Annotated in this window: 15 protein-coding genes, 1 tRNA gene and 1 pseudogene; 4 read left to right on the top strand and 13 right to left on the bottom strand. The window is 70.4% G+C overall.

The window, feature by feature from the left end; all coding sequences use genetic code 11:
- Positions 1 to 23 precede the first annotated feature (23 nt).
- From ACFWVP_RS14045 to ACFWVP_RS14055, 3 genes are read right to left on the bottom strand one after another with little or no spacing between them, the layout of a single operon-like run.
- On the bottom strand, positions 24 to 908 hold the full coding sequence (locus ACFWVP_RS14045) for an SDR family oxidoreductase (protein WP_384496451.1): 885 nt from the start codon (positions 906 to 908) through the stop codon (positions 24 to 26).
- The gene (locus ACFWVP_RS14050; RefSeq protein WP_384496453.1) at positions 905 to 1849 is read right to left on the bottom strand and encodes an alpha/beta fold hydrolase; all 945 of its coding nucleotides are present in this window, start codon (positions 1847 to 1849) and stop codon (positions 905 to 907) included. Before ACFWVP_RS14050 ends, ACFWVP_RS14045 begins: the two co-directional genes overlap by 4 nt.
- Entirely contained in the window at positions 1846 to 3366 is a 1521-nt protein-coding gene (locus ACFWVP_RS14055) for a flavin-containing monooxygenase (protein WP_384496455.1), read from the bottom strand. Before ACFWVP_RS14055 ends, ACFWVP_RS14050 begins: the two co-directional genes overlap by 4 nt.
- A 168-nt stretch (positions 3367 to 3534) precedes the next feature.
- Here ACFWVP_RS14055 and ACFWVP_RS14060 point away from each other — a divergent pair, with 168 nt between their 5' ends.
- Positions 3535 to 4173, top strand: coding sequence for a MerR family transcriptional regulator (locus ACFWVP_RS14060; RefSeq protein ID WP_384496543.1), 639 nt, complete (start codon positions 3535 to 3537; stop codon positions 4171 to 4173).
- 78 nt (positions 4174 to 4251) lie between these two features.
- Here the strand turns inward: ACFWVP_RS14060 and ACFWVP_RS14065 are convergent, their stop codons facing one another.
- Positions 4252 to 5067, bottom strand: a complete 816-nt coding sequence (locus ACFWVP_RS14065) for an exodeoxyribonuclease III (protein ID WP_384496457.1) — start codon at positions 5065 to 5067, stop codon at positions 4252 to 4254.
- A 49-nt stretch (positions 5068 to 5116) separates the two neighbouring features.
- Between ACFWVP_RS14065 and ACFWVP_RS14070 the strand changes: the two genes are divergently transcribed.
- A complete protein-coding gene (locus tag ACFWVP_RS14070) occupies positions 5117 to 5605 on the top strand; it encodes a GNAT family N-acetyltransferase (protein ID WP_384496459.1) in 489 nt (162 codons plus the stop codon).
- Between the two features lie 5 nt (positions 5606 to 5610).
- On the opposite strand, the pseudogene ACFWVP_RS14075 reads toward ACFWVP_RS14070, so the two are convergent.
- The 8 genes and pseudogenes from ACFWVP_RS14075 to galU form a co-directional block, all read right to left on the bottom strand.
- Positions 5611 to 5996 (bottom strand): annotated as a pseudogene (locus tag ACFWVP_RS14075) (SAM-dependent methyltransferase); the annotation flags it as partial.
- 389 nt (positions 5997 to 6385) lie between these two features.
- Positions 6386 to 6459, bottom strand: a tRNA-Ala gene (locus ACFWVP_RS14080).
- 97 nt (positions 6460 to 6556) lie between these two features.
- Positions 6557 to 7714 carry a gephyrin-like molybdotransferase receptor GlpR gene (glpR, locus tag ACFWVP_RS14085; RefSeq protein ID WP_384496460.1) on the bottom strand — a complete coding sequence of 386 codons (1158 nt, stop codon included), beginning with the start codon at positions 7712 to 7714 and terminating at the stop codon, positions 6557 to 6559.
- 124 nt (positions 7715 to 7838) lie between these two features.
- Positions 7839 to 8459, bottom strand: coding sequence for a GNAT family N-acetyltransferase (locus ACFWVP_RS14090; protein ID WP_384496462.1), 621 nt, complete (start codon positions 8457 to 8459; stop codon positions 7839 to 7841).
- 17 nt (positions 8460 to 8476) lie between these two features.
- A complete protein-coding gene (locus ACFWVP_RS14095; RefSeq protein ID WP_384496464.1) occupies positions 8477 to 9016 on the bottom strand; it encodes a molybdenum cofactor biosynthesis protein B in 540 nt (179 codons plus the stop codon).
- Positions 9013 to 9540: a cyclic pyranopterin monophosphate synthase MoaC gene (gene moaC / locus ACFWVP_RS14100; RefSeq protein WP_384496466.1), complete on the bottom strand. Its 528-nt coding sequence runs from the start codon at positions 9538 to 9540 to the stop codon at positions 9013 to 9015. The genes ACFWVP_RS14095 and moaC overlap by 4 nt, the downstream gene beginning before the upstream one ends.
- A gap of 125 nt (positions 9541 to 9665) precedes the next feature.
- Positions 9666 to 10976: a gephyrin-like molybdotransferase Glp gene (glp, locus tag ACFWVP_RS14105; protein ID WP_384496467.1), complete on the bottom strand. Its 1311-nt coding sequence runs from the start codon at positions 10974 to 10976 to the stop codon at positions 9666 to 9668.
- Positions 10977 to 10980: 4 nt separating this feature from the next.
- Positions 10981 to 11883 carry a UTP--glucose-1-phosphate uridylyltransferase GalU gene (gene galU / locus ACFWVP_RS14110; RefSeq protein ID WP_384496469.1) on the bottom strand — a complete coding sequence of 301 codons (903 nt, stop codon included), beginning with the start codon at positions 11881 to 11883 and terminating at the stop codon, positions 10981 to 10983.
- A gap of 106 nt (positions 11884 to 11989) precedes the next feature.
- On the opposite strand from galU, the gene ACFWVP_RS14115 reads away from it, so the two are divergent.
- Complete coding sequence (locus ACFWVP_RS14115) at positions 11990 to 12583, top strand: 5-formyltetrahydrofolate cyclo-ligase (RefSeq protein ID WP_384496471.1); 594 nt, start codon at positions 11990 to 11992, stop codon at positions 12581 to 12583.
- On the opposite strand, the gene ACFWVP_RS14120 is transcribed toward ACFWVP_RS14115, so the two are convergent.
- On the bottom strand, positions 12580 to 15324 hold the full coding sequence (locus ACFWVP_RS14120) for a penicillin acylase family protein (RefSeq protein ID WP_384496472.1): 2745 nt from the start codon (positions 15322 to 15324) through the stop codon (positions 12580 to 12582). The two genes, ACFWVP_RS14115 and ACFWVP_RS14120, sit on opposite strands and share 4 nt — an antisense overlap.
- A 216-nt stretch (positions 15325 to 15540) precedes the next feature.
- Between ACFWVP_RS14120 and ACFWVP_RS14125 the strand changes: the two genes are divergently transcribed.
- Positions 15541 to 17211: a potassium/proton antiporter gene (locus ACFWVP_RS14125; protein WP_384496544.1), complete on the top strand. Its 1671-nt coding sequence runs from the start codon at positions 15541 to 15543 to the stop codon at positions 17209 to 17211.
- The last annotated feature ends 175 nt before the right edge of the window (positions 17212 to 17386 follow it).

Raw genomic sequence — 17386 nt, forward strand, 5'->3', positions numbered from 1 at the left:
CCCGAACATTCACCGCATTTCGATCATTCGTGACGCGTCCGCTCCTCCTGGTCCGCCGCGCCGCCGGCCCCCACGAGCCCCTTGCTCACGCCTTCGAGCCGCAGCCCGAACCGCTCCATCTCGCGCTGCCCGACGGCCCCGATCAGCATCGGCAGGTAACCCCGGACCGACTGCATGCCACGCAGCCACCACTGGGCGTACACATGCGCGGACCGCCGCTCGATCCCTGCCACGATCCGGTCCACCGCCGGACCCAGCGGATACGTACGGTTCGTCGGCCACGGCAGCCGCTGCCGCAACTCCCGCATGACGGCGTCCTCGTCGGCACCGCGCACCATGTCGGTGTCGGTCCAGGACAGATAGCCGACCCCGACCTTCACCCCCCGGTAGCCGACCTCCGCGCGCAGGCTGTGCGCGAAGGCCTCCACGCCCGACTTCGACGCGCAGTACGCGCTCATCATCGGCGCCGGGGTGATCGCGGCCAGCGACGCTATCTGGAGGAAGTATCCGCGGCTCTCCATGAGCACCGGCAGGAACGCCCGCCCCGTCACCGCGCCACCGATCAGGTTGACCTCGATGACCCGCCGCCAGGCGACGGGATCGGAGTCCACGAACGGCCCGCCGGAGGCGACCCCGGCGTTGGCGACGACGACGTCGACCTTCCCGAAGCGTTCCTTGACCTCGCGGGCGACCCGGGCCATGGCCTCGTGGTCGGTGACGTCCGCGTGCCAGTGGTCGCTCTCCGCGTGCAGCCGTTCCGAGACCTTCTTCAGCTCGTCGGGTTCCAGACCGACCAGCGCGAGCTTGGCCCCGCGCGCCGACAGCTTGCGGGCCAGCAGCTCACCCACACCGCGTGCCGCGCCCGTGACGACGACGACCTGTCCTTCGAGACTCCGTCTGGCGCTCATGCGACCTCCTCCTCGCTCACGGCCTGCGCCGCGCTGTCCACAGTGACGTACGCGGCCACCAGTTCCCGGAGTTTCGCGGTGACCACCTCGGGCGCCTCGACCGGCGTCATGTGGCCTATTCCGGTCAGCTCCGTGAGCCCGAGGCTCAAGGGCAGTGCCGCCTCGATGGCGCGTGCGTGCACGGCCGGCGTCAGCCGGTCCTCCGTGCCCGCGATGACGGCGGTCGGCAGCCGCAGCTCCCGCAGCCGTGCCTCCAGGTCCAGTTCCGCGAGCACACGACTCCAGGCGACGCGAGCCCTGCGGGGGCACGCGTGCACGATCCTGGCACAGGCGTCCACCCGATCCGGGGACGAACCGCGGCCCATCGTCGCGTACTTGAGTATCGCCTTCGATATCCCGTTGACCGGCCCGAGCGGTGCCGGAGCACCGAGTATCCTCCCGGTCAGCCGCGTACGGAGGGCACCGGCCCGCATCGGCAGCACCCGCGATTCGGCGGTCAGCCGCGAACTGCCCGTGCTGCACAGCAGGACGGCCGCCCCGTGCTCGCGCACGGCGGTCCGGCCGGCCGCGGCCATCAGCGTCATCCCGCCCATGGAGTGCCCACCGAGCACCGCCTTCTGTCCCGGCGCGAGGGTGGCCCTCAGCACCGCTTCGAGGTCGTCGGCCAGCGCACGCGTGCTGTATCCGTCCGGTCCCGCGGCCTCCGGGGAGAGGCCGTGTCCCCGCTGGTCGTAGACGACGACCCGGTGGTCGACCGCCAGGTCGCGTATCTGGGCGGCCCAGAAGCGGGTGCTGCAGGTCCAGCCGTGCGCCAGGACCACGGCGGGGGCGCCGTCGGGCCCGTGCAGCTCGACGTGGACGGACGAACCGTCGGCGGACAGGACGGTCAGTTCGCGTACGGGCACGGGCGGGGTGTCCGCGCGGTGCGGCAGTCGGCTCATCCGGCGATCTCCTCGGTGAGGGACTTCTCCTGCGTGCTGACGGCGGGCGCCCGGACGACCTCGTACTCCCCGAGGTCGACGGTGCGTGTGGCCCGCCGGAATGCACCCGTGGTCCCCGGCCAGACCGTGGTGTTGCGCCCCTCGTCGTCCAGGTACCAGCTGGTGCAGCCGCCGGTGTTCCACACGGTCCGCTTCATCCGTTCCTGGACGTGCCGGTTCCACGCGCCGACGGCGGAGGGCCGGGCATCGAGCGCCGCGCGTCCGCCCAGGACGTTCAGCTGGCGCATGAAGTCGGCCATGTAGTTCAGCTGTGACTCGATCATCAGGATCATGGAGGAGTTACCGAGCCCCGTGTTGGGGCCGATGATCGTCATCCAGTTGGGGAAGCCCGCCGCCGTCGCACCGCGCAGCGCCTGCATGCCGTCCTTCCAGGACTCGGCGAGCGTGATGCCCTCCGCGCCGACGACCCGGGTCGCGATCGGCATGTCCGTCACGTGGAAGCCGGTACCGAGGACGATGACGTCGGCCTCGGTCTCCGTACCGTCCGAGGCGACCAGGGTCGAGCCCCGCACCTCCGCCAGGCCGGAGGCGACGACGTCCACATTCGGCCGGGCCAGCGTCGGGTAGTAGGTGTTGGAGAGCAGGATGCGCTTGCACCCGATGCGGTACGAGGGGGTCAGCTTGGCCCGCAGCTGCGGGTCCTTGACCGCCCGGGCCATGTTGGCCCTGGCTATCCGCTCGACGAGGCCGAGCTGGTCGGGGTGCTTGGTGAAGGCCCCGACCTGCAGCTCCCGGATGCCCCAGAGCAGTCCGCGGCGTGCGGTGCCGGTGAAGGGGAGCGTGCGGTGCAGCCACTTCTCGGCGCGGCTGATGGCACGGTCCATGCGCGGCATCACCCAGGGCGGTGTCCGCTGGAAAAGCGTGAGCGAGGCCACCCGGGGCTGGATCTCCGGCACGATCTGGATGGCGGAGGCACCGGTCCCGATCACGGCGACGCGCTTGCCGGTCAGATCGTGGTCCGGGTCCCACTGCGCCGAGTGGAAGACTTTGCCGGGGAAGTCGGCGAGCCCGGGTATGTCGGGCAGCTTCGGGTCGGAGAGCGGTCCGGTCGCGGAGACGACGACGTCGGCCGTGACCGTGGTGCCGTTCGCCGACTCGATCACCCAGTACAGCCGTTCGTTGTCCCAGCGCATGAGCGTGACCTCATGGCCGAGCCGGAGGTGCGGGCGCAGCCCGAAGGTGTCGGCCACGTGCTCCAGGTAGGCGCGGATGTGCTCCTGCCCGGAGAAGGTGCGGGGCCAGTCCGGATTGGGCGCGAACGAGAAGGAGTAGAGGTGGGACGGTACGTCGCAGGCACAGCCCGGATAGCTGTTGTCGCGCCAGGTGCCACCGACGGATCCGGCCCGTTCGAGGATCAGGAAGTCGGTGATGCCTTCGCGGCGCAACCGGACCGCGGCCCCGAGGCCCCCGAATCCGGATCCGATCACCGCCACTCGTACGTGCTCGTGCTGGGCCATGCTGCCGCCTCCCCGCGGTACGTACGCGACTCTGCCAGCAATCACTGGCGTTGTTGGGAGGGTAGAACAGCTCCGTACTGATGGGTAGGGGCCTGGGCAAGGAAAGTTACCGGCGGTACAACATAGGGTGCGGGTGTGGCCGAAGGACGCGAGCACCGCGAATACCGCATGGAGGAGCTGGCCGGGGAGGCCGGCATCACCGTGCGCACCCTGCGCTTCTACCGGGAGCGCGGGCTGATCCAGCCACCGCGCCGTGAGGGCCGCATCGCCTGGTACGACGACCACCATCTGGCGCGGCTGCGCACCATCACGGGCCTGCTGGACCGCGGCCACACGCTCAACGGCATCGCCGACCTCGCCGCCACCTTCGACAGCGGCCGCGATGTCGCCGAGGTGCTGGGCCTGGGCGAGCCGACCGAGGAGACCCCGGTCCGGCTCTCTCCCGAGCAGCTCGCGGACTACTTCGGGGACCAGGCCACGGCGGAGAATCTCGCCGCCGCCCTGGAACTGGGCTATCTCGCCGTCGACGGCGACGAGATCGTGCACATCAGCCGCCGCCTGCTGGATGTGTCGGCGGAGCTGGTGCGGGAAGGGGTGCCGCTCTCCGCGGTGCTCTCCTCCGGCCGCCTGGTCCGTGAGCACGCCGACGCCCTCGCCGGACTCTTCGTGCGCGTCCTGCACGCCCACGCCGAGGACACCGATCCGGACCAACTGCGCACGCTGGCCCACGCGGTGGTGGACGCGGAGCTGTCCATGGCCATGGACCGGAAGCTACGCGCCGAGGACACGCCCCGTCCCGCGCCGTAGCCCTGGAAACGCGCACCGGGGCACGGGCCCGCCACGCGCCTCACCACACACCTGGGGAAGGGCCGGGCCCCGCCTGCCTCAGCGCTCGTACGTGACCGTCACGGGCGCGTGGTCGCTCCACCGCTCACCATGCGTGGCGGCGCGCTCCACCCACGCCTTCACGGCCCGGCCGGCCAGTCCGGGCGTCGCGATCTGGTAGTCGATGCGCCAGCCCGCGTCGTTGTCGAAGGCCCGCCCGCGGTAGGACCACCAGGAGTACGGCCCCTCCTCGTCCGGGTGCTGCGCACGGACGACGTCCACGTACGCCGCCTCGTCGAACACCCGGCTCAGCCACTCCCGCTCCTCGGGGAGGAAGCCGGAGCTCTTCCTGTTGGCCCTCCAGTTCTTGATGTCGGCCTCCCGGTGAGCGATGTTCCAGTCACCGCAGACGACGACCTCGCGCCCCTCGGCGGCCGCCCGCTTCTTCAGCCCCTGGAGATAGGGAAGGAAGGCCGCCATGAAGCGTTCCTTCTCCTCCTGCTTCTCGGTACCGACCTCGCCGGAGGGCAGGTACAGGCTGGCGACCGTCACACCCGGCAGATCCACCTCGACGTAGCGGCCGGAGGTGTCGAATTCCTCACACCCCGGAACCTCGAATCCACCGAACCCGATCTGCACACGCTCCGGCGCGTGCCGCGTGTACACGGCGACTCCCGCGCGCCCCTTGGCCGCGGCCGGGGCGTAGGTGGTGTGCCATCCGTCGAGCTCGCGCAGCTCTTCGGGGAGCTGCTGCGCTTCGGCACGGACCTCCTGGAGGCAGACCGCGTCGGCCTCGGTCTGCTCCAGCCACTCGACGAAACCCTTCTTCGCGGCGGCACGGAGCCCGTTCACATTTACTGTGGTAACAGTCAGCATCCCCGTACAGTACCGAGACACACTAGTGCATACCTGTACCATGACTCGCATGATTATCCAGCCTCGGCCTTTCGACCACCCCGATGCCGTCAAACTCAACGACGAGGTGCAGCTCGTGTACGCCGAGCGCTACGGCGAGGGGGGCGACATGACGCCGCTCGACCCCGCCATGTTCGATCCGCCGCGCGGACTGTACCTGCTCGCCTACGACGACCGGAACCAGCCGGTGGCCACCGGCGGCTGGCGCACCCAGGACCGGAACGACGAGGGCTACTCCGACGGCGACGCCGAGATCAAGCGGATGTTCGTGATACCCGCGGGCCGCGGCCTGGGCCTGGCCCGCCGCATCCTCGCCGCCCTGGAGGCCGACGCCCGGGCCGCAGGCCGCACCCGCATGGTCCTGGAGACCGGCAACAAGCAGCCCGAGGCTATCGCGCTGTACGCCTCCAGCGGCTACACGCCCTGCACGAAGTTCGGCCATTACCGGCTGTACGAGAGCAGCATCTGCATGGCCAAGCCGCTGGGACAGCCCTCGTAGGCCGGCCCCTTCCTGTACGCGGACTCGGTCTCCGGCCGGAGCTCCGGGTGATGGTCAGCGCGATGAGCGACAGCACCACCGGTCGGCCGAAGTACAGGAACCCCGCGGCACGTTCGAGGATCGCCTCCGGCTGCCGTACGTCCGCGTGGATGTAGTCGATCGCACCCTCGGGGCTGCTGATCAGCAGAGCCTCCGCGTGACGCAGGACGGCGGGGTCGTTGTCCGCGTAGACGACCCGGGCCCCGGGTGTGACGGCCTGGACGACCTGATGGGGATTCGGCGCGGTGGGGATCCCGGTACCGATGTCCAGGAACCGGTCGCCCCACGCCCACGCCGGCCAGGCGGACGCCAGGTGCATGAGACCCCGGTTCCGTGCCGCATCGGCCCACGCCGGACCCCCACTCGGTGTGCTCGCGCGCTCCGGCCCGGACGACGGTGTAGCCGGCGTCACGCGGTTCGAGCTCATCGGCCCAGTCCTTGGCGCCGAGGTCTACCATGGTCCGTTCCTCCGCTCAGGCGCTGACGCGAAGACGGCGAGGGGCGAGGTTCATCTCGTGCTTCAGCCGGTGGCCACCCCGCAGGCAGCACGCACCCGTTGGCGTTACTCCCGCCCTTGTCAGGTACGCCTGGAAGGCGCTTCCGGCGCCACTCGGCCACCCACAGCGCGTCGCGGAGGCACCGCGAGCCCGGTCCCGGCGGCCCGGCTTTCACACAGGCAGCAGCTCGAACGACAAAATCCCGGTCAGACGGTGACCGTCTGACCGGGATCTCGCTGTGCGGTGGACCTGTGGGGATTTGAACCCCAGACCCCCTCGATGCGAACGAGGTGCGCTACCAGACTGCGCCACAGGCCCTTGCAACGAGTGAAACTTTAGCACCCTCGACGGGGTGCTCGGAAATCCGTATCCCGCAGGTCAGGCAAGTCGGCCTCCCGCAGGGATCCCACGGGTCTCACTCGTTGGCCGCGCGGGGCCGGTCCTCGTCGTCGTACTGGTCGAAGAGCGGGGTCCGGCCGCGGTCGCGGGTGCGCCGGGGCTGGTCGCCGCGGCGGCGCGGCGCGGGGTCCGCCTCGGGTACGACGGGGTGCGAGGTGCCCGTGGGTTCGGCCGTGCTGGAGCGGGCCGCGCTCCAGGTCTCCGGGTCGCCGACCTCCACCCCGCCCGTGGCACGCGGGGCGACGGGGGCGGTGACATAGGTCGGCAGCGGGACCGGGACCGGCTCCCAGCTGTCGCCCTGGGCCGGACCGCGCTCGCGCTGCTGGTCGACCCACTCCGCGTGGTCCGTCTGCTCGACGAGAGCGCGGCGCCCGGCCTCCTGCGGGGAGACCGTCGGGGTGGGTGCGGGGTGACGCGCTTCGGGCTCCTCGTCGGGCTCGGCGGGAGCCGTCGCCGCGGGCTGGTGCCGTCGGGGCCGGTTCTCGCGGAGCCGCTGCGCGGCGACCTCGGCCCTGCGCCGGTCCATGGTGAAGACGAACCGGCGGCGCTCCTGGGCGCGGAGATGCACGATGTACGAGCTCAGGAGCACGGCCGGGACGGCGGGCGCCCACAGGAAGCGGAGACCGCCGACGGCCGCGACGATCGCGCCGAGCGTGAACGCCATGAACAGGACCGTGGTCGTGCGCCGGCGGCGCGCCAGAACCTTGGTGCGCTGGGCCCGCCGCTCACGCTCACTCTCCACGCCGGCGGTGCGCGGGCGCCGGACGGGTGCCGGGCGCGCCTGCTCCGCGGCCGCACGACCGGAGGCCGGACGCTCGGGAGCGTCCTGCGCCGGGTCGTTCAACCGGGCTTCGGTGTGTGCCGGGGGCGCGGAAAAGGCCCGGACGTCGACGGAATCCAATCGGTCCGTGACGGCATCCGGGTCCACGTCGCCAGGCGCCTCCCCGGCATCGCGCTCCTGCAGCTCCTTGGCGTACCGGCGCTCCATGGCCGCCCGTCCGGACAGCAGCCGGATGGCGGTGCTGAAGCGTTCCGTCGGTCGGGCTTCATTGAGCTCGTCCTGCCTGCGGAGCCACATCGGCACCAGGTAGGCGGCCCAGGCACCGACGATGACTGCGTAGATGAGGCCGCTACTGCTCACGCTCACACCGTAGAGGGGTTTGCACGGCAGCATCCGCCAATTGGCCCGGTGTGTCGCACGATCAGGCTGATATCACGGACTTTTTTTGCGAATCTTCGGAACAGCACCCGATGCGAGTGGGTTCACCAACGGTCGCAGAGCGATCAATTTCGAACACTTATTTCATTTCCCCTGGCGTGCGCGGCGCACCCGGCCGCGCCCTGCGCCAGCGCCGGTGCAGTCCGTCGGGCACTTCCTCCGCGGTCAGGGCGAAGATCAGGTGGTCCCGCCACGCGCCGTCGATGTGGAGATAGCGTGGACGCAATCCCTCCTCGCGGAATCCGAGTTTCTCCACGACCCTTCGGCTGGGGCCGTTCTCGGGCCTGATGCACACCTCGATCCGGTGCAGCCCGACGGTACGGAAACAGTGGTCGACGGCGAGCGCCACGGCTGTGGGCATGACGCCGCGGCCCGCCACACCCTGGTCGACCCAGTAGCCGACATGCCCCGAGCACATCGAGCCCCAGGTGATCCCGGCCACCGTCAACTGCCCGACGAGACGGCCCTCGTACTCGATGGCGAAGGGCAGCATGCGGCCCGCGTTCGCCTCTGCGCGCAGGTGACGGACCATCTGGCGGTAGGTCGGACGCCGGGCCACGGGGCCGCCGGGGGCGGGCGGCGGGACGGTCGCCTCCCAGGGCCGCAGCCAGTCACGGTTGCGGCGGTTGACCTCGCGCCACACGCGCTGGTCACGCAGCTTTATCGGGCGGAGGGTGATCGCGCCGTCGGTCAGGATCACCGGCCAGGTCGGGACGTTCAGCTCGGGCTCCCCGGCCGGGGGTGGTCGCCGCCGCGCAGTTGGTCGACGGCGTGCACCAGAAGCCTGCCCAGGACCGCGAGCCCGTCGCGTACGCCGCCGGTGGAGCCGGGCAGGTTAACGATGAGGGTGCCGCCCGCGATGCCGGCGAGGCCGCGGGAGAGCGCGGCCGTGGGCACCTCGTCCCGGCCCTCGGCCCGGATCGCCTCGGCGATGCCGGGGATCTCCCGGTCGATGACACGGAGGGTGGCCTCAGGGGTCCGGTCGGTGGGCGAGACACCCGTACCTCCGGTGGTGACGATCACGTCGTAGCCGGCCGCCGCACCGGCCCGCAGAGCCGCCTCCACGGGGTCGCCGTCGGGGACGACCTGCGGGCCGTCGACGGCGAACCCGAGAGCGGCGAGCCCTTCGGCGACCAGCGGTCCGCCCCGGTCGGGGTAGACACCGGCCGAGGCGCGGTTGGAAGCGGTCACGACGAGGGCCGCGTACGGGGCGGTCAGGGCCCCGCCGGGCACCGCCTCACTGTCGGGCACGGTCATGCCTCCGCCCCCTCCGGTGCGGGGCGCAGGGGGTCGCCCTCCGGTGCGGGGCGCCGGTAGTCGCCGGACTTGCCGCCCGACTTCGCCTCGACCCGGACGTCCGTGATCACGGCGCTCTTGTCGACCGCCTTGATCATGTCGATCACCGTGAGGGCGGCGACCGAGACGGCCGTCAGGGCCTCCATCTCGACCCCGGTGCGGTCCGTCGTCTTCACCGTCGCCACGATCTCCACCGCGTCGTCGGCGACGCTCAGGTCGACCTCGACGCCGGAGACGGCCAGCGGATGGCACAACGGGATGAGGTCCGGGGTGCGCTTGGCGCCCATGATCCCGGCGATGCGCGCCGTGGCGAGGGCGTCTCCCTTGGGAACCCCTTCGCCTCTGAGGAGTTCGACGACGCGCGGGGACACGAGGACCCGGCCACTCGCCCGGGCGACGCGGGCCGTGACGTCCTTCTCCGACACATCGACCATGCGGGCCGCGCCCGCCTCGTCGATGTGCGTCAGCCTGTTCTGCGTACTCAACTCACTCCGCCTAGCGGTAGGGCGCCGGTTGCCCGCCCGGCCGCACCGGAGTACGGGCCGGGCGCCCGAGGGGCTTCCCCCCGGTAAGACACAGCGCCAGATACCGTACCGCCACCGCGCCGAAGTCAGCGGAGGAGGATCACCTGGGTCTCCGCGCCGGGCTCGGCGGAGGTGACGTCCTCGGGCAGCACGATCAGCGCGTCAGCCTGGGCGAGGGCGGCGATCAGGTGGGATCCGGGTCCGCCGACCGGGGTGACGGTGCCCGCCTCCGCGTCGTACGTCCCCCGCAGGAACTGCCGCTTGCCGGCCGGCGAGGTGAGCGCCGTGTCGATGTCCAGCGTGGCCGTGGCCGTCGGGCGGTGGACGTCGTCGAGACCCATCAGTGCCCGGATGGCCGGACGGACGAACAGCTCGAAGGAGACGTACGAGGACACCGGATTGCCGGGCAGCGCCAGCAGCGGCGTGTGGTCGGGGCCGATCGCACCGAAGCCCTGCGGCTTGCCCGGCTGCATGGCGAGCTTCCGGAAGTCGATGCCGCTGCCGGGCTCGTCCTCGTCACCCACGAAGGACAGCGCCTCCTTGACCACGTCGTACGCGCCCACGCTCACGCCGCCGGTGGTGACGACGATGTCGGCGCGGATCAGCTGGTCCTCGATCGTGGCGCGCAGTGTCTCCGCGTCGTCGGCCACCGCGGGAACGCGGTACGCGATGGCTCCGGCTTCCCGGGCGGCGGCCGTCAGGGCGAAGCTGTTGGAGTCGTAGATCCTGCCGCCGGTCAGCTCCTCGCCCGGCTGCACGAGCTCGCTGCCGGTGGAGAGCACGACGACACGCGGACGGGGCCGGACCTTCACCGTCGAGCGGCCGATCGCGGCGAGCAGCCCGATCTGCGGAGGCCCGACGACCGAGCCGGCGCGCAGCGCCAGGTCCCCGGGCTGGACATCGCTCCCCCGGGCCCGGACATGGGCCCCGGCCTCGGCGGGGCGGTGGACCCGGACCTCGCCGCTCGCCCCCTCCGGGGCGTCGCTGTGGGCACGCATGGCGTCGGCCGGGCCCTCGCCCGTGCCGCCGTCGGTCCACTCGACCGGGACGACGGCCTCGGCGCCCGCGGGCAACGGGGCTCCGGTCATGATGCGGGCGGCCTCACCGGGGCCGACCGACCGGCCGTCGGCCAGCCCGCCGTCGCCCGCCGCGACATCGCCGACGACGGTGAGGACGGCGGGGAACTCCTCGCTGGCGCCCTCGATGTCGGAGATCCGGACGGCGTATCCGTCCATCGAGCTGTTGTCGAAGGGCGGCAGGGCGACCTCGACCATGACGTCCTCGGTCAGGACACAGCCCTGGGCGTCGGGCAGCTGCAGCTCGATGGGTTCGAGCGGCCTCACCGCGGCGAGGATGTCGGACAGGTGCTCGTCCACCGACCAGATCGTGCTGCTCAAGCTGTTACAACTCCTCGGTGACGTAACTGCGCAGCCAGGTCCGGAAGTCCGGGCCCAGGTCCTCACGTTCGCACGCGAGTCTGACAATGGCACGCAGATAGTCGCCGCGGTCACCGGTGTCGTAGCGGCGGCCCTTGAAGACGACACCGTGCACCGGGCCGCCGACCTTCTCGTCCTCGGCCAGCAGCTGGAGTGCGTCGGTGAGCTGGATCTCGCCGCCCCGGCCCGGCTCGGTGTGGCGCAGTATGTCGAAGATCGCCGGGTCCAGCACGTAGCGGCCGATGATGGCGAGGTTGCTGGGGGCGTCGGCGCGGTCGGGCTTCTCCACCAGGCCGGTGACCCGTACGACGTCGCCGTCGCCGGTGGGCTCGGTGGCCGCGCAGCCGTACAGGTGGATCTGCGCCGGGTCGACCTCCATGAGGGCGACGACGCTGCCGCCCTCGCGCTCCTGGATCTCGACCATGCGGGCGAGCAGCGGGTCGCGCGGGTCGATCAGGTCGTCGCCGAGGAGGACGGCGAAGGGCTGGTCGCCGACGTGCGGTGCGGCACACAGGACTGCGTGACCGAGGCCCCGCGGGTCGCCCTGGCGGACGTAGTGCATGGTGGCCAGGTCGCTGGACTCCTGGACCTTGGAGAGCCGTTCGGCGTCTCCCTTGCGGGTCAGCGCGGACTCCAGCTCGTAGTTCCGGTCGAAGTGGTCCTCCAGGGGACGCTTGTTGCGACCGGTGATCATCAGTACGTCGGAGAGGCCTGCGGTGACCGCCTCCTCGACGACATACTGGATGGCGGGCTTGTCGACGACAGGCAGCATCTCTTTGGGAGTGGCCTTCGTGGCCGGCAGAAACCGGGTGCCGAGACCTGCAGCTGGGATGACAGCTTTGCTGATCCTGGGGCGCGACTGAGTCATGCGCAGAACTGTAACCGGTGCGTATGGGCGGAAGATGAGCGTCCGGTTAACTTCGTACTCATACAACCCCATAAAAGAGGTATGCGAGCACCCGTTGAACGATGACATGTCCCGAAAGGCACTACTACGGCGCGAACTCCTCGCTTCGCGACGGCTCCTGTCCGTTGAGGACGTCGAGAACGCCGCCGCGGTTCTCGCCGCGACGGCATACGCCCTCCCGGAGGTGGCAGGAGCCCGGACCGTGGCGGCCTACGTGTCCGTGGGGCGAGAGCCCGGGACACACGCGCTCCTGGACACGCTGCGTGCCCGGGGCGTACGGGTGTTGCTGCCGGTACTCATGCCGGACAACGACCTGGACTGGGCCGAGTACGAGGGCGCGGAACATCTCGTCCCCGCCGGACGGGGGCTGCTGGAGCCGGACGGCGTACGCCTGGGGCCCCGAGCGGTCCTCGGGGCCGACGTGGTCCTGCTGCCCGGACTCGCCGTGGACCGGCGCGGGATGCGGCTGGGCCGCGGCGGGGGCAGCTACGACCGGGTGCTGGCCCGGCTGTCGGCGGCCGGGGCGGACCCCGCGCTCGTCGTCCTGCTGTACGACGACGAGGTGGTCGCGCGGGTTCCGGAGGAACCGCACGACCACCCCGTGGACGCCGTCGTCACGCCTGCCGGGGCGCGGCACTTCACTCCCCGGAACCCTGCCTAGGGTTTCTCGAGCGTCAGGGTGTCGACCGTGGACTGCTGGACCGCGTCGGGTTCGAAGGACCAGTCGAGCAGGTCACCGTCGACCCACTTGTCGGTCTGGTCGGTGTAGTGCGCGCTGAACGCGTGCCCTGAGGCGCCGGTGAGGTTGATCCAGCGGGACTTGTCCCACTCCCCCACGTTGACGACCATCCGCATCGAGGGCACCCAGATCACGTCGTAGCCGCCCGCCGCGTTCCAGCCGGTGGCGTTGACAGCGGCTTCGCCGCCGCCGAGGTGCCACGGACCGCGGTTGAGGGCCCGCTGCAGGAGGTCGGGGCCCTCGGTGCCGAGCGTCTGGTTGCGCAGGGTCAGCTGGTGCAGCCGGCCCCAGCTCCAGGTGCTGGTGTCCTTGCCGAGCTCGGCGGTCAGCTCCCAGCGGGCGTCCTTCATGGCACGGGCGAAGAGCTGGTCCCGGTTCTCGATCGCCTCCTGGCGCCCCTGGGCGGGCACCTTCCACCACTCGTTGTCCGTGTCGTCGAGGATGGACCCGACGACCTCGTACCAGCGGTCGCCGCCGTCCGGCTGCGCCGAGTCGGGGTCACGCTGGCCGCACTCCCGTACGCGCTTGGTCTGTTCGTCCACCGGTCCGGTGCTGGTGGCGGGCAGCACGCTGAGGCAGTCGCCCTGGGCGCGGAGCTCCTTGGGGAGCTTGTTGCCGAAGGCCAGCTTGAGGATGTTGCGCCAGACACCGTTGAAGTACGCGGCGGCGGCCGAGTCGGGTTCCTGGGTGTAGTCCCAGCCCTCCAGCAGCTTCTGGGCCTCGCGGACGCTCTTGTCGGAGATGCCGATCTTCAGCAGCTTCGGGACCAGCTTCGCGGCGATCGCGCTCTCGTTGTCCATCTGCATCGTCTGCATGTCATCGGTGGAGATCTTCTCGCCGCGCTTGATCTTGTCCCCGATGAGGCTGTTGATCCGCTGGCTGCGTGCGCCGTAGCCCCAGTCCTCGGTGAGGAGGTGCTTGTACGAATCGTCGATGACGGCCTGGTTGGCGGTGACGATGTAGCCGCGGTCCGGGTTGTACTCGTAGGGCAGCTCGGCGAACGGGACCGGCTTGTCCTCCCAGCCGTACTCCGACGTCCAGCCGGGGCTCGGCGTCGTGCCGTCGCCCTTGACGCGGACCGGGATCTTGCCGGGGGCCTGGTAGCCGATGTTGCCCTCGGTGTCCGCGTAGATGAGGTTCTGCGAGGGCACCTCGAAGTGCTCGGCCGCCGCCTGGAAGGACTTGAAGTCCTTGGCCCGGTTGAGCTCGAAGACCGCGTCCATCGACTTGCCGGCGTCCAGCGCGGTCCACTTCAGCGCGACCGCGTAGCCGTCGCCCCGGTCCGGGGCGGAGTTGGTGACCGGGGCCTTCTTGCCGACCTTCACCAACTCGCTGCTGCGGTCGGAGATCAGCGGCCCGTTGTTCGTCTCCCGGACGGTGATCTTCCGGCTCTTGCCGCCCGCGACCTTGATGGTCTCCTCACGGGTGACGAAGGGCTCGGTCTTGCCGTCGTACTGGTAGCCGTCGGCCGAGACCTTCTCCAGGAAGAGGTCGGTGACGTCCGCGCCGAGGTTGGTGAAGCCCCAGGCGATGTCCTGGTTGTGGCCGATGATCACACCGGGCATCCCGGAGAACGTGTAACCGGCGGTGTCGTACCGGCAGGACTCCGAGACCTCACGGCAGTGCAGCCCCATCTGGTACCAGAGCGAGGGCAGCATGGGCGCCAGGTGCGGGTCGTTGGCCAGCAGCGGGTTGCCGGTGGTCGTGTGCTCCCCGGAGACGACCCAGGAGTTCGATCCGATGCCGTTGCCGTTGGGGCCGAGCAGGGCCGGGATCTCGTCCAGGGTGTCGGAGAGCGCGGAGAGCTGGGTGTTCAGGCCCTCGGTCGCACCCTCGGGGGTCTGCGCACCGATGTCGTCCGACGGCTCGGCGTCCGGCTCGAACGTGCCGGTGGCCGGGGAGACCGCGCCCCGGTCGACGATCGGGTCGTTCCTGTCGAACGGGTAGGCCGGGTAGAGGTCCTTGATCTGCGTCTTGCTGAGCCTGCTGGTCAGCAGCGAGCGGTCGATCTCGTCCTGCATGTTCCCGCGCAGGTCCCAGGCCATCGCCTTCAGCCACGCGACCGAGTCGACCGGGGTCCACTCGGTGGGCTTGTAGTCGTTGGTCAGGCCGAGGGCCGCGTACTCGACGGAGATGTCCTTGCCGTCCTTGCCCTCCAGATACGCGTTCACCCCCTCCGCGTACGACTGGAGGTTCTTCTTGGTGTCCTCGTCGAGCTCGGTGTCGTACTCCTCCTGCGCGACCTCGCGCCAGCCCAGTGTGCGCAGGAAGGAGTCGGTCTCCACCTGGCCGGAGCCGAACATCTCGGAGAGCCGGCCCGACGTCATGTGACGGCGGACGTCCATCTCCCAGAAGCGGTCCTGCGCCTGGACGAAGCCCTGGGCACGGAAGAGGTCGCTGTCGGAGTCCGCGTAGATCTGCGGGATCCCGTGACTGTCGCGTTTGACGTCGACGTCGCCGGTAAGACCCTTGAGCTCGATCGAACCGGTGGTCTGCGGGTACGAGGCCCGGACCGTGGATACGGACCAGAACGCGCCGTAACCGACACCCGCGACAAGCGCCAGCACCAGGACGATCACGAACAGGCGGGCGCGTCGCCCCTTCTTCCTGCCGGGCTTCTTCGCATCGGAAGAACCGGAAGGGGCGGTTGTGTTGGCGGGCATCGCTGTCCTTCGAGGGGCAGGGTGGTCCTGGGAGTGCAGGAGCAACCATAGGCGCCCCGCCGAAGCCACTCGGACGCGGTATGGGGATGCATCCATTTGCGTAGTCCTCGCACGGACACTCGAACGCGTCAAGGAAACGTTAAAGATTAGGTAAGGTAACGAAGTACTGGCCGCCGGAGGTCGATCCGGAAGGCGTACGCAGGGAAGGAACGGACCCTGACTGTCCACGCGCTCAACGAACTTCTGCTCGTCTGCTCGCTCGTCCTGCTGGTCGCCGTCGCGGCCGTACGCATCTCGTCCCGCAGCGGGCTCCCCAGCCTGCTCCTGTACCTCGGCATCGGTATCGCCATGGGGCAGGACGGCATCTTCGACGTCAAGTTCGACAATGCCGAGCTGACCCAGGTGATCGGCTACGCCGCCCTGGTCGTCATCCTGGCCGAGGGCGGGCTGGGCACGAAGTGGAAGGAAGTCAGACCCGCACTGCCGGCGGCGGCCGTGCTGTCGATTGTCGGCGTGGGCATCAGCGTGGGCATCACCGCGAGCGCGGCGCACTATCTCGTCGGCCTCGAATGGCGACAGGCCCTGATCATCGGCGCCGTCGTCTCCTCCACCGACGCGGCGGCCGTCTTCTCGGTGCTGCGCAAGGTCCCGCTCCCCTCCCGGATCACCGGCGTCCTGGAGGCCGAGTCCGGCTTCAACGACGCCCCCGTGGTCATCCTGGTGGTGGCCTTCTCCGCCGTCGGCCCCGTGGAGCACTGGTACGTACTGGTCGGGGAGATAGCCCTGGAGCTCGCCATCGGCGCGGCCATCGGCCTCGCGGTGGGCTGGCTCGGCTCCCTCGGACTGCGTCATGTGGCGCTGCCCGCGTCCGGCCTCTACCCGATCGCCGTGATGGCCATCGCCGTGTCCGCGTACGCGGCGGGCGCCATGGCCCACGGAAGCGGGTTCCTGGCCGTCTATCTGGCCGCGATGGTCCTCGGCAACTCCAAGCTGCCGCACTGGCCGGCCACCCGCGGCTTCGCGGACGGTCTCGGCTGGCTGGCGCAGATCGGCATGTTCGTCCTGCTCGGCCTGCTGGTCACCCCGCACGACCTCATCGACGACTTCTGGCCCGCCGTGGTCGTGGGGCTGGTGCTGACCGCGGTCGCACGGCCGCTGTCGGTCTTCATCAGCCTGGCGCCGTTCGGACTGCCACAGCGCGAGAAGGCCCTCATGTCCTGGGCGGGCCTGCGCGGCGCGGTCCCCATCATCCTGGCGACGATTCCCATGGTGTCCGGGATCGAGGGCAGCACCCGGGTCTTCAACATCGTCTTCGTGCTCGTCGTCGTCTACACGCTGATCCAGGGGCCCACCCTGCCCTGGCTCGCGAGGGCCCTGAAGATCTCGGAGGACCCGTCCGAGACGGCGGACCTGGGCATCGAGTCGGCGCCCCTGGAGCGGCTGCGCGGGCATCTGCTGTCCGTCGCCATCCCCGGGAAGTCGAAGATGCACGGCGTGGAGGTCGCCGAGCTGCGGCTGCCCGCAGGGGCAGCCGTCACCCTCGTCGTCCGGGACGGGAAGAGCTTCGTGCCCGCCCCGTCCACCGTGCTCCGGCGCGGGGACGAGCTCCTGGTGGTCGCGACCGACCCGGTACGCGACGCGACGGAGGCACGGCTGCGGGCGGTCGGCGAGGGCGGCAAGCTGGCCGGCTGGCTGGGGACGGGCGGGCGTCAGCAGAACGGCTCACCCGATGTGCCGCACGTGATGAAGCTGGCCAAGAAGCTCGGCAGAGGCGGCGAGGGGCGGCCGGGTGGTGGTAGGCCGAGGGGCCCGTCGGGCGGTACGTCCGGGGGCGCTTCGGGCGGTACGTCGGGCGGTACTTCGGGTGGCACGAAGGCGCACCACTGATCAGAGGTGGTGACGGGGGCCTCTGGCGCAATCAGAGGCACATCGAACCCAGGGCCTGTAGGATGAAGGACTGCTACACATGATCCACACGTATTGATCTTTATCGACCAACTCTGCCTGATGCAGAGCTGGCGCGACCGTATGGCGGTCGTGGCGTCCATTCGCCTCTGGAGCG

Origin of the sequence: Streptomyces sp. NPDC058637 (genome assembly GCF_042717325.1) — a bacterium.
Lineage (GTDB): Bacteria > Actinomycetota > Actinomycetes > Streptomycetales > Streptomycetaceae > Streptomyces.

What these genes read in the sequence shown, in the direction of transcription:
- ACFWVP_RS14045 (WP_384496451.1), bottom strand. Translation starts at nt 908, where the DNA reads ATGAGCGCCAGACGGAGTCTCGAAGGACAGGTCGTCGTCGTCACGGGC.
- ACFWVP_RS14050 (WP_384496453.1), bottom strand. Translation starts at nt 1,849, where the DNA reads ATGAGCCGACTGCCGCACCGCGCGGACACCCCGCCCGTGCCCGTACGC.
- ACFWVP_RS14055 (WP_384496455.1), bottom strand. Translation starts at nt 3,366, where the DNA reads ATGGCCCAGCACGAGCACGTACGAGTGGCGGTGATCGGATCCGGATTC.
- ACFWVP_RS14060 (WP_384496543.1), top strand. Translation starts at nt 3,535, where the DNA reads ATGGAGGAGCTGGCCGGGGAGGCCGGCATCACCGTGCGCACCCTGCGC.
- ACFWVP_RS14065 (WP_384496457.1), bottom strand. Translation starts at nt 5,067, where the DNA reads ATGCTGACTGTTACCACAGTAAATGTGAACGGGCTCCGTGCCGCCGCG.
- ACFWVP_RS14070 (WP_384496459.1), top strand. Translation starts at nt 5,117, where the DNA reads ATGATTATCCAGCCTCGGCCTTTCGACCACCCCGATGCCGTCAAACTC.
- glpR (WP_384496460.1), bottom strand. Translation starts at nt 7,714, where the DNA reads ATGCTGCCGTGCAAACCCCTCTACGGTGTGAGCGTGAGCAGTAGCGGC.
- ACFWVP_RS14095 (WP_384496464.1), bottom strand. Translation starts at nt 9,016, where the DNA reads ATGACCGTGCCCGACAGTGAGGCGGTGCCCGGCGGGGCCCTGACCGCC.
- galU (WP_384496469.1), bottom strand. Translation starts at nt 11,883, where the DNA reads ATGACTCAGTCGCGCCCCAGGATCAGCAAAGCTGTCATCCCAGCTGCA.
- ACFWVP_RS14115 (WP_384496471.1), top strand. Translation starts at nt 11,990, where the DNA reads ATGTCCCGAAAGGCACTACTACGGCGCGAACTCCTCGCTTCGCGACGG.
- ACFWVP_RS14120 (WP_384496472.1), bottom strand. Translation starts at nt 15,324, where the DNA reads ATGCCCGCCAACACAACCGCCCCTTCCGGTTCTTCCGATGCGAAGAAG.